This window comes from Chryseobacterium culicis, assembly GCF_002979755.1.
In the GTDB taxonomy this organism is placed as follows: Bacteria; Bacteroidota; Bacteroidia; order Flavobacteriales; family Weeksellaceae; genus Chryseobacterium; species Chryseobacterium culicis_A.
Genome location: NZ_PCPP01000001.1, coordinates 370,715 through 382,451, shown reverse-complemented (window position 1 = coordinate 382,451; position 11,737 = coordinate 370,715). Strand labels below are relative to the sequence as shown.

Annotated in this window: 7 protein-coding genes; 4 read left to right on the top strand and 3 right to left on the bottom strand. The window is 36.9% G+C overall.

The genetic code is table 11. From position 1 onward, the window contains the following. Window positions 1–7: 7 nt before the first annotated feature. The 3 genes from CQ022_RS01815 to CQ022_RS01805 are packed head-to-tail and all read right to left on the bottom strand — an operon-like array spanning window position 8 to window position 5,919. Window positions 8–1,432 (bottom strand): glycoside hydrolase family 30 protein, encoded by a 1,425-nt coding sequence (locus CQ022_RS01815; protein ID WP_105682624.1) that lies wholly within the window; start codon window positions 1,430–1,432, stop codon window positions 8–10. A 3-nt stretch (window positions 1,433–1,435) separates the two neighbouring features. Beyond that, a complete protein-coding gene (locus CQ022_RS01810) occupies window positions 1,436–2,986 on the bottom strand; it encodes a RagB/SusD family nutrient uptake outer membrane protein (protein ID WP_105682800.1) in 1,551 nt (516 codons plus the stop codon). 11 nt (window positions 2,987–2,997) lie between these two features. Next, entirely contained in the window at window positions 2,998–5,919 is a 2,922-nt protein-coding gene (locus CQ022_RS01805) for a SusC/RagA family TonB-linked outer membrane protein (protein WP_105682625.1), read from the bottom strand. Between the two features lie 176 nt (window positions 5,920–6,095). Between CQ022_RS01805 and CQ022_RS01800 the strand changes: the two genes are divergently transcribed. The 4 genes from CQ022_RS01800 (at window position 6,096) to CQ022_RS01785 (ending at window position 11,513) form a co-directional block, all read left to right on the top strand. Continuing rightward, complete coding sequence (locus tag CQ022_RS01800; RefSeq protein WP_105682626.1) at window positions 6,096–7,280, top strand: MFS transporter; 1,185 nt, start codon at window positions 6,096–6,098, stop codon at window positions 7,278–7,280. A gap of 16 nt (window positions 7,281–7,296) precedes the next feature. Next, window positions 7,297–8,085: an NUDIX hydrolase gene (locus CQ022_RS01795; RefSeq protein ID WP_105682627.1), complete on the top strand. Its 789-nt coding sequence runs from the start codon at window positions 7,297–7,299 to the stop codon at window positions 8,083–8,085. A gap of 128 nt (window positions 8,086–8,213) precedes the next feature. Beyond that, window positions 8,214–9,392, top strand: coding sequence for an acyl-CoA dehydrogenase family protein (locus CQ022_RS01790; protein ID WP_105682628.1), 1,179 nt, complete (start codon window positions 8,214–8,216; stop codon window positions 9,390–9,392). A gap of 159 nt (window positions 9,393–9,551) precedes the next feature. Next, complete coding sequence (locus tag CQ022_RS01785) at window positions 9,552–11,513, top strand: T9SS type A sorting domain-containing protein (RefSeq protein WP_105682629.1); 1,962 nt, start codon at window positions 9,552–9,554, stop codon at window positions 11,511–11,513. Window positions 11,514–11,737 lie beyond the last annotated feature (224 nt).

Here is an 11,737-nt window from a genome sequence, read left to right as displayed (position 1 = left end):
TATCAAATTAAAAAATATAAGTTGCTGTAGAACGTCCAGAAATTGTTACAGCAGCGGTTTTACCGGCAAATTTAATATTAAAATTTTCATCTGCTTCATTATCGTTCTGCACAATTAACACTATTTTCCCAAATTGAGTCTTAAAAGCAACAGTGGACAATTTATCAGTCTGTGTAGAAGTGATACGCTGAGATCCGGCAGGAACAAATTTTGAAGCGTGGGCTATAATATAATAGGCAACATTTCTTGTAAAATTTTCACTGTCAGAAACAGTAATTGCTCCTTTACATTCCGTGCATCCACCTTCTGTATGGGGAGCAAATTTCGGATCGTTGGCAAGGTTCCATTCCAGCGCTATTTTGCTCCAGTTTCTCATCGAGCCAATGATTACATTTTTCGAATGCCAGTTCAGGTCTTCAGTAAAGGTTCCTTTTGAGCCTGTCCATTGTTCGGTAAAGTATAGATTTTTGTCTGGAAAAGCATTATGTACGGTACTTAGAGCAGAAATATCTCCTTCGTACAAATGAAAAGCAGATCCATCTATATATTTATTTGCTTCGGCATCTTTTAAAATATCAATGGCATATTCAGGTTTGTTGCAGTTATGATCATACACCACAATTTTAGTGGTAATTCCATTGGTTTTAAAAGCCGGACCCAGATGATTTTTGATAAAATTCCCCTGCTGCTCAGATGGCATATACAGACTAGGATTATTTCCCGGATGAAGTGGTTCATTCTGAGGCGTTACAGCATCAATGGTGATACCTTCTTTTTTCATTCCCCGGATGTATTTTACAAAATATTGCGCATATGTTCCATAGAATTCAGGTTTCAGACTTCCTCCTTTTGATTTTCCGTTGTCTTTCATCCATACCGGAGCAGACCACGGGGCAGCAATGATTTTAATGGAAGGATTGATCGCCAGAATCTCTTTCAACATAGTAATTAATGCTTTATCTTTTGCCAGGCTGAAATTTGAAAGGGAAGGATCAGTCTGTCCTTCAGGCAGATCATCATAAGAAAAAACTTCACCATCAAGATCTGAAGCACCTATACTCAATCTTAAATAGCTAATGGAAATTGAATTTTTGTCCTTCCCGAAAAGTTCGTTAAGCAATGCTTTTCTTTTGGCAGATGACAGTCTGTTGATTACCTCAACACTTCCTCCTGTTAATGTATATCCAAAGCCATCAACATATTGAAACTTTTGAGAATCATCAATTTCAATATTCTGAAAACTGTTGTTATTATTTACAAATTTAACCGGAGTCTGCTGCTGTAATTTTACGCTTTCATCACCTTTTGTCAGCCAGTACTGTACTTCATTTCCTTTATGGGATGTAAGTGATGTACAGGATAAAGGAAAAAGGGCCACACCACTAAGTAGTGCGGCACCTCTAAAGAAACTATATAAGTTGTGAAACTTCATGTGTTAGTAACCAGGATTTTGTTTTAAAGCTGTATTCGGCAATTCATTGAACGGAATGGGAAGAATTTCATTTTTATTTGCTACAAACCCTTTGAAAGCAAGCTTAGAAGGAGCATCTCCCCATCTTACAAGGTCAAACCATCTGTGTCCTTCTCCTGCAAGTTCTCTTCTTCTTTCGTCTTTAATGGCTTGTAAAGAAACAGGAACTGATGCTAAACCAACTCTTGCTCTTACCGCATCTAACAAAGCTTGAGCTCTTCCTCCTGCACCTCCTAAAGCTTCAGCTTCCATCAGATAGGTATCTGCTAATCTTATCGCAATATAATTTTGGCGGAAATTTAGCTCTGCCGGACCTGGAAGTGAACTTTTTAAAGCGTTTGTAGGTAGATATTTATTTAAAAAATATCCTGTATCAGCAAAAGCCGGACTGTAAGAAATTTTACCACTTGCCACTAATTCTTTCGCGTTGAAAACAGTTACATTTAATCGTGGGTCGCCTTGCATAAAGGCAACAAAGTTCTCCGTTACGGTATTAAATGCCCAGCCTGAATAGATATCAGGAGCATTATTATTTGGAATATTTTTTAATGAATAAGAACGCGGTCCTACCATTACATTAATAGAGTTTCCTTCATCTTTTCCCTGACCCCAGAATCCCCAATCGGAGTTTCCTTTGTTTGTATGCATTACTTCAAGGATCGATTCTGTTGAGAACTTGTAAGGATCTGATAATTCCGGACCAACTTTAAATAAGTCAGCATAATTTGCTACAAGCTTATACCCATACTGGCTGGTGCCTCCCGGATTACCGTTTACTTCTGCAAACTGAGCCGCTGCTTCAGTCATTTTTTTATCATAAAGATAAATTTTGCCTAATATAGCTCTGGCTGTCCCCTGGGTAATCCTTCCTTTATCATTACCACTTGATGTCATCATCAGATCAGGAATTGCCGCATTTATATCGCCTTCAATCTGTGTATATACATCGCTAGGCTTAGCCTGTGGAATATCCCAATAATTATCATCAAATTTCACTGATTTAAGGATCAAAGGAATATTTCCAAACATTCTTAATAGTTCAAAATAATATAAAGAACGAAGAACTTTAGCTTCTCCGATATATCTTTTCTTAAGATCTTCACTCATGGAAGCTCCCGGAACTCTTTCTATTAGAAGATTAGCTCGGGCAATTCCCTGATAATAATCTCTCCAGTAGCTGGCAGGCATGGTATTCGGGTTAATCATATAGTTGTTTAATCCCTGGATACCTGCTCCATCATTGGAATTTCCTCCACCTGAATAAAAATCATCAGATCCAGCATTAAAGAAAGTAACTGTATTCTCAAATCCTCCTGAATATTTTCTTAAAATATCATATACGGAAACCAATGCACTGAAAGACTGCTGCTCATTTTGAAAATATAAATCAGTATTAAAAGATCCTGAATTCTGTACATTATCCAGATAGGAATCACTACAACTCATATTGGTAAAACTTAGACCTGTCAGAAACGCAACGGCAAGTCCTTTATATATAAAATTCTTATTTTTCATTTTGTTGATCATTAAAATTGAATATTAGCTCCTATAAGGAATGTTCTCGCTTGTGGATAGTAAGCCCTGTCGACACCAATAATGTCCTGTTCAGAATTATTTCTTCCTGCAATTTCCGGATCATATCCGGTATATTTTGTGAAAGTAAGCAAGTTTTCTCCTGTGATATACAGCCTTACTTTGTTCATTCCGAAACGTTTTGTAACATCCTGAGGAATGGTATACCCTAACTGAACAATTTTCAAACGTACATAATCTCCTTTCTGAAGGTAATAATTTGACATCCAAGAATAGTTATGGTTAGGATCATTACGGGTAACTCTTGGATTATCATTGGTAGATCCCTCTCCTGTCCATCTATCTAAAATTCTTGTTTGATAATTGGCATCAAGCATATCCAGTCTTCTTAAACCCTGGAAAATCTTGTTCCCTGCTTGTCCTTGTGCAAACATCATCAAATCAAAATTCTTATAGTTAAGATTCACAGTAAGTCCAAAAGTATATTTCGGGATAGAACTTCCCAGGTTTACTTTATCATTATCATCAATTAACCCATCTCCGTTATTGTCCTGCCAGATAAAGTCTCCTGGTTTTGCATTCGGCAATAGCTTTACTCCGCTTCCATTCACATAATTGTCAATTTGTGCCTGATTTTGGAATACTCCGCTGTAAGTCTGACCGTAAAAAGATCCGTAAGGCTGCCCTACTTCTACTCTGGAAACAGCTCCCATAGTCTGGAAAGAAGCCAGGTTGAAATATTGAATATCATCTTCTAATCGTAAAACTCTATTCTTTATAGTCGCGAAGTTACCATTAACTGAGATTCCGAAGTCCCCCCAATTCTTTTTGTATCCCAGTTCAATCTCTATCCCTGTATTCTCCATATCTCCCACGTTTGACCAAGGTAAATTAGGAACTCCAACATAACCTGGGATATTGATTTGTCTAAGAATATCGGTTGTTTTCTTTTTGTACCAATCTGCAGTTAAAGTAAAATTGTTGAATAATTTTAAGTCTGCAGCAATATTCAGCTGGCTGGTCTGTTCCCATTTAAGATTAGGGTTTTCTAATGTACTTGGCGCATAGCCAATGATAATATTATTTCCGGAGTTGGTATAGTTACTTCCTGAAACCATGAAGCTTGCAAATCTGAAATTATCCATCTCATCATTTCCTAACACTCCGTAACCCCCTCTCAGCTTCAGATTATTAACTACTTTATTCTCCGGCCAGAAATTTTCTTTATGAACATTCCATCCTAATGACATAGATGGGAAAGTTCCCCAATGCTGATTGGTTGCAAACTTTGATGAACCGTCTCTACGAATGGTTCCTGTAAATAAGTATTTGTCTGCATAATCATAGATAATTCTACCAAAATAAGAGGCTTTACGGGTTTGAATTCCGTCCCATCCTGTCGCAGTGATATTATCTTGTGGAATATTGAAGTTGAAGGAAGCATCCTGCCAATTGTCAACAGGCAGATTACTATAAGTAAGACTCGTTCCACCAGCAATATTATATCGGTAAACTCCCTGACCTATCATAATGTTAATATTATGATCTCCAAACTTATTCTGATAGGTCAACGTATTTTCCATACTCCATTCAAATTTATTTTCATCCACCTTATTCAGACTATTGAAACTGGTATTGTTATAATTCGGACTTAAATAATATTTCGGAGTATAAGTACGGCTTCCCCAATAGGATTTCTTACCGTTCAGGCTGGTTTTAAATGTAAAATGATCAAGAAATTTAAGCTCGGCAAAAACATTTCCTACGAAATCATCTGACCAGTTGTAATTTCCTTGCTGCAGGTAGCGGAAAGCCTGTGGATTGGTCATTTCCTGATTTACGTATCTGGAAATTCCATAAGGATGTCCCTCAGAATCACGGATAATATAAGGATTGGTATAACCACTTGGATCTACCATTGACCAATCTGTTACAACAACCGGAGTGGTAGGATCAAGGTTAACCGCTGAAGCCAATGGTCCTCCAAATTCTTCATTCGCGCTGATCCCCTGAGACTTCACATGGGTATAAGCAAAGGTTTGACCTATCGTCAGGTAGTCTGTAACTTTATGGGTTGAATTAAATCTGGCATTGATTCTCTTGTAATTGGAAATATCACTCATTACGACACCAGATTGATCAAAATATCCGAAGGATGTATAGTAGGTTGATTTTTCATTACCACCGGTAATGCTTACCTCATGAGAAGATTTCTCCCCTGTTCCGAAAATAGCATCCTGCCAGTTGGTTCCCTTTCCAAGTGATTCCGGATTGGTAAACCTAGGGGTTCCTCCATCATTAACGAAACCTTCATTGATAATTTTGGCATATTGCGTAGCATCTAAGAGATCCAGCTTTTTAGAAGCATTTGAGAAACCATAAAACCCATTATACGAAAGGGTAAGTTTTCCTTTTTTCCCTTTTTTGGTGGTAACCAGAATTACTCCTTTTGCAGCAGAGACCCCGTAAATGGCAGAAGAAGCACCATCTTTTAAGACTTCAATACTTTCTATATCCGACTGGTTAAGCCATCCGATATTATCTACAACAATACCGTCTACTACCCATAGCGGACTGTTACTTCCCGCTCCAAAACTGGTAATCCCCCTTACACGTACAGTAGCAGCAGCACCAGGCTGTCCCGAGTTTGTAACAACAGAAACACCGGCCGCCCTTCCCTGTAATACCTGTTCCGGCTTACCAGAGGGAATGTTTTCTATGTCACTGGCTTTAATACTCGCTATAGCACCTGTTACATTACTCTTTTTCTGAGTACCATATCCAATGACTACCACTTCTTCTATTTTGTTTTCTTTCGCAAGTGTGTCCTTCGCCTTGCTGGTCTGGGCACTGAAGTTGGCCGTAAAATAGAGGACGGCAACCACTCCTACGCTTCTTGATATTCTTACATTCATATACAGTTATTGTTTAATTCTCAAATTGAGACAATAAAAATATATTTTTTTTTAATTAATTAACATTCTATTCATAAATATTTTAATTTTTCTTTTATTTTTCAGGGTTAGAAGCCCTATCTTCGCATCAATATTTCATAAAATTTCATAAAAAATTAATAAATTCATCTCCCAAAATGATCATCAAGCCTTCCAAAATTTCTCTCCCATTAAAACTTACCTTTCTCATTTTTTCAATGGTTTTAAACTGTATGGGATTGGTGATTCTGCAGTTGGCAGAAGAGAAAATCACCTATGGAGAACTAGGGCTTTTAGAATCTTTTAAAGATTTACCCATTGCTTTTATTTCGCTTTTTGCCGTGAGCTTTATCAATAAAACCGGTCCTAAAAAAGCATTGATCTTAGCCCTGACTATTGTTGGATTCTGCTCCTGCCTTCTTCCTTTTGTAAAAGTTTTCTGGTTTTATAAACTATGGTTTGCAATTATTGGAGCCTGTTTCGCTATTGGTAAAATCTGTGTTTTTGGGATTATAAGGAATAATATTTCGGATGAAAAATCTCTGGCAAAGACCATGAATAATGTAGAAGCCTCTTTTATGATCGGAATTTTCGTAGTGAATACCGGTTTTGGATGGGTGATTTCCAGCCAGTATTCGGAATTCTGGAAGTTTGGTTTTCTGCTGATTGCTTTATTATCTGTATTGACTATTTTTTTGCTTTCGAAGATAGAAATAGTAGAGTCTAAGCCTGTGGAAAGCAAAAGTATTCTCTCAGAATTATCAGGGTTTACCACCCCTACAGTAGCTTTATTTTTAGCTGTAGTCTTTTTTATCGTCTTTGTAGAACAGGGATTCAATTCATGGCTTCCTTCTTTTTATAAAAACCATCTGAAAGTCAATTCTTTTTTTGCACTTCAGGCTACTTCATTTCTATCCATTTTTTCTTATGCCGGGCGAACGGTTACAGCCAATATTATCAAAAGATTCTCATTACCCAGGTATTATACTACTTGTATGGCTCTTATTATCACCTTGCTGATCATTATACTGGGTGTACAGTATTTTGATTCTGAAGATTCCAGATTCTTGCTTTTTTTATTTCCGGTAATTGGCTTGTTCCTTTCACCCCTCTACCCTGTGATTAATTCAAGAATGATTGCACAAGTAGATAAAGATAAGATCAATCTTTTCACCTCTCTTATTGTTATTTTTTCTTCTCTGGGTAGCTCTGTAAGTTCTATTATTATGGCTGTTTTGTTTGAAAAGCAACTGTTGAATTATTACCCATTATACATCTTATCTTCTGTAATTCTGCTTTTTGTGATTAGTTTTATATATTTTACTGTCACAAATAGAAAATAGTTTTATTTTTACTGCCATGAAAATCAAAGACACAAAAAGTAAAGAAACGCTACGGGAACTCATTGACACAAAAGATTTCGTAGCGCATATTTCTGTTGACTGCACCATATTCGGCTTTCATAATAACATTCTGAAAGTTCTTCTTTTAAAGTATCATGATCTTGATCTATGGTCGCTTCCTGGTGGTTTTGTTTTCAATGATGAAGACCTTAGAGAAGCTGCTGAAAGGGTTTTGTTTGAAAGAACGCATCTGAAAGGATTATTTTTGAAACAGTTTCACACCTTTGGAAGGATAGACCGTACAGAGAACAACGTTCATCAGATTCTCCTTAAAAACAAAGGAATAACTGTTCCTGAAGACCATTGGATTTTCCAGCGCTTCGTTACAGTAGGATACTGCAGCCTTATTGATTTTTCACTGGCTGACACTTTCCCTGATGCCTTCAATGAAAGCTGCGAATGGTTTGAGGTAAATAACCTGCCTAAAATGGCATTTGACCATGACAGAATTATAGAGACAGGATTGGAATATCTGAGAATGAATATCAATACAGAGGTTGCAGCAAGTAACCTGCTTCCTGAAAAATTTACAATGAAGGACCTTCAGGCGCTTTATGAAACTATTTTAGGACAGAAATTCAGAAGAAATAATTTTCAGCGAAAAATTCTAAGTTTAAATATTCTGGACAGAATGGAAAAACTGTATGACGGCTCAGCCAATAAAGCCCCCTATCTCTATAAATTTAAAAGTAAGGTTCACAACTCTACCAATCAGTATCCTATCTCCAATGATGAGGAGTCATAAAATAAAGAATTTATCTTATAAACAAAGAAAAAGGGCATTATCTGTCTGAAAACCAACTGAAATATAAGTTTTCAAAAAAATTTTCATGACACCACGAAAAATGTTACTTTTAACCAAATCAAAAAATCATGTCATATTATCCTCTTACAAGCATCCCTGATTATTATGGAATTGATGCTTTACTTACCGAAGAACACAAACTAATCCGCCAATCTGTAAGAGACTGGGTTGAAAGTTTTGTAATGCCGCAGATAGATCAGGCCGCTCAAAATCATACAGATATACCTAATCTTATGAGAGAATTGGGGAAAATCGGAGCGCTGGGACCTTATATCCCGGTTCAGTATGGCGGTTCAGGATTAGACCAGATTTCTTATGGTCTGATTATGCAGGAATTGGAAAGAGGAGATTCTGCAGTACGTTCTGCTGCTTCGGTACAGAGCTCATTAGTGATGTTTCCTATCAATGAATTCGGTTCTGAGGAACAGAAAATGAAATATCTTCCTAAGCTTGCTGCCGGAGAAATGATCGGATCTTTTGGATTAACAGAGCCGAACCACGGTTCTGATCCAGGTTCTATGGAAACGTATTTTAAAGATATGGGCGACCATTATCTTTTAAATGGGGCTAAAATGTGGATCACCAACTCTCCTCTATGCGATATCGCTGTGGTATGGGCAAAAAATGAGGAAGGAAAAGTACAGGGATTAATCGTTGAAAGAGGAATGGAAGGTTTCACTACTCCTGAAACTCACAATAAATGGAGCTTAAGAGCTTCCAAAACCGGAGAACTGGTATTCAATAATGTAAAAGTACCGAAAGAAAACCTTCTTCCGGGAGTAACCGGACTGAAAGGACCTTTATCTTGTCTGAATTCTGCGAGATACGGAATTTCATGGGGTGTAATTGGTGCTGCTATCGACTGTCACTGTACTGCAGTTCAGTATTCTAAGGAAAGAAAACAGTTTGGAAAACCAATCGGTTCTTACCAGCTTCAGCAGAAAAAACTGGCTGAATTCTTAACAGAGATTACAAAAGCTCAGTTATTATGCCTTCAGTTAGGAAATCTTAAGAATGCTCACAAGGCAACTCCGGCTCAGATTTCTATGGCTAAGCGTAACAACGTACACATGGCTATTGAAATTGCCAGAGAATCAAGACAGATTCTTGGCGGTATGGGAATCATGGGTGAATTCCCGATGATGAGACACGCTGCTAACCTGGAGTCTGTGATCACTTATGAAGGAACGCATGATGTTCACTTATTGATCACTGGATTAGACATTACAGGAATCAACGCTTTCTAAAAAAGATAAAAATAGAAATAAAGAGTCTGGCCAATGGTCAGACTCTTTTATTTTACTCACTTTGCAGAGAATTGATATTCACTGAATAATTATTGATACTCTAAAGTTTTTGTTGTTTTATTGAAATTATTACCTTAATACCAAACAAAAACAAACAATATGAGAAAAATTACAACTTTTTTACTAAGTCTTACAGCACCATTTTACTTTGCCCAGCAGGCTGGTGATGTTGTAAGTGCCGAACAGAAACTGGATTTAACCCCACAGGGAGTCATCAATTTTATAGCCAATAATCTTGGAGACCAGAATAGCCCGGAATTTTCCAACTATCTCAATAGTTTTAATATTGGCCTCAAAGGTTACAAGATTACCTATTACACCAAAAACGAAAATAATATTCTTGTAAAAGCCACCGGATTGCTTATGTACCCTAATGTACCCTTCAAGCTCTCAACAGTTGTGTCGGATCATGGAACCACAGACAGCAGAAATAATGTACCTTCTAATTTTAAAGGGGCTTTAACAGCAGGATTTGTTGTTGAACTATCTTATGTACTCAACGGTTATATTTTGATGGCACCCGACTACGTAGGGATGGGAACTGGAGAAGGTACTCACCCTTATGTAGATTATGCCACAGAAGCTGGAGCTACCATTGATTTTATTACTGCTGCCAACAAAGTTCTGGGACAATTAGGCATTAAACGTTATGATGAATATTTCTTAGCCGGATACTCCCAAGGCGCTCATGCTGCAATGTCAACATTAAAAAGATTAAGTATTTCGAATCCCAACAATATCAAATTCAAATATGCCTATATGGGAGACGGGCCTTATGATTTCTCCGGAGTTACTTTAAATAAAGGAGTTTTGGAGAAGGATATTTACCCTTTTACCTCATTCCTTGCCAATGTTCTTCATACCTGCAACAATACAGGATATAAAACCTACAATAACGACATTTCAGAAGTTATTTCTGCAGAATATCTCGATAAGTACAACTACCATGTTATTCAAGATAACGGAGGTTTGTTATGGGGTCCTGTTTTATGGAGAAAACTCTTTACCACAAGCTTTGTTAATGATGTTACCAATAATCCCAATAATAAGCTCAGACTCTGTATGAAACCAAAGGATGTGTATGATTGGTACAATAAAACTCCCATGACATTAGGACATTCTACGATAGATCTTGCTATTCCGCCTGAAAATACTTCTAAAACCATTGAAGTTCAACGTGGATATTATCCATGGTGGGATCTGAATAAATATAAACTGGATTCTTTTTACTGGGGACCACTCGGTCATGTAGGGGGAATTCTGCCATTTACATTAGCCTCCAATGCCAAGTTCAATACGCTGAGAAGCGGCGGTCTTCTTAATGAGTGGGCTATTGCAGGATCAATTTTCGGCAAACAGTCGGTAGAAACAACTACTGAAAAACCTTCCTTCCTGTCTTCACAAATCAAACCGGAGCTGGGAACCATGCAGTTGGTAGAAATTACAGATTTCAATAAAGAAAAAGCACAGAGCAGAATGGCTGGGGACTACAGCAGTTTATCAAGTCTAAAAGACGGAGTCTATCTGCTTAAAGTATCGGAAAACAATGAAAATACCATAATTCCATATATCAAAAATACTCCTAAGGAAGTTGCAGAAAACGAGATCGTACAATCTATGAATGCATCGGTTTTACAATTAAAAGTAAATCAGGATGAACTTACTGCTGTGAATATTTTTGATGAAAATAAAACTCTTGTTAAAAGTATTTCTCAAAAACAATATCATGAAGCCGGAGGAATCAACATTCAGGATATGGAAAACAAAAATTATCTATTTGAAGTTGTTACACCCTACTATAATCTTCAGTTCAGTAAAGCAGTCGGAGGTACATTATCATCGGAAAACAGTACTGATATTTATACTCAAAGGCAACAAATTGTAGCTAAATCCAGCAATGATATTAAAAACATCCGCATCTATAGTATTTCCGGCGCCCTGGTCGTTCAGCAGGAAGTTAATAAACCGGTATTTGAATCCAGAAATCTTGATCCTGGTGTATATCTGGTACAAATCACGCTTTCCAATGGAAAAGTCATTAATAAAAAAGTAAAACTGTAAAATCAATCACTCTTCTATATCTCATTTCAAGTTAATTTTTGGCACTTCAGCAATGAAGTGCTTTTTTATATCACAACAATCCCGATAACTCCACAAAAAATAATTGGAGATAAATCAGTTTCAAAATAACATAAAATTATGTAATTCACTATTAATAATCATATTACATCATCCAATTTTAATTTTTCGCAAAAAACTTCTTACAATAACATAAATGATTCTTG

Excerpts from the sequence above, each read along its gene's own strand:
- CQ022_RS01805 (WP_105682625.1), bottom strand. The coding sequence starts at position 5,919 with ATGAATGTAAGAATATCAAGAAGCGTAGGAGTGGTTGCCGTCCTCTAT.
- CQ022_RS01790 (WP_105682628.1), top strand. The coding sequence starts at position 8,214 with ATGTCATATTATCCTCTTACAAGCATCCCTGATTATTATGGAATTGAT.
- CQ022_RS01810 (WP_105682800.1), bottom strand. The coding sequence starts at position 2,986 with ATGAAAAATAAGAATTTTATATATAAAGGACTTGCCGTTGCGTTTCTG.
- CQ022_RS01795 (WP_105682627.1), top strand. The coding sequence starts at position 7,297 with ATGAAAATCAAAGACACAAAAAGTAAAGAAACGCTACGGGAACTCATT.
- CQ022_RS01785 (WP_105682629.1), top strand. The coding sequence starts at position 9,552 with ATGAGAAAAATTACAACTTTTTTACTAAGTCTTACAGCACCATTTTAC.
- CQ022_RS01800 (WP_105682626.1), top strand. The coding sequence starts at position 6,096 with ATGATCATCAAGCCTTCCAAAATTTCTCTCCCATTAAAACTTACCTTT.
- CQ022_RS01815 (WP_105682624.1), bottom strand. The coding sequence starts at position 1,432 with ATGAAGTTTCACAACTTATATAGTTTCTTTAGAGGTGCCGCACTACTT.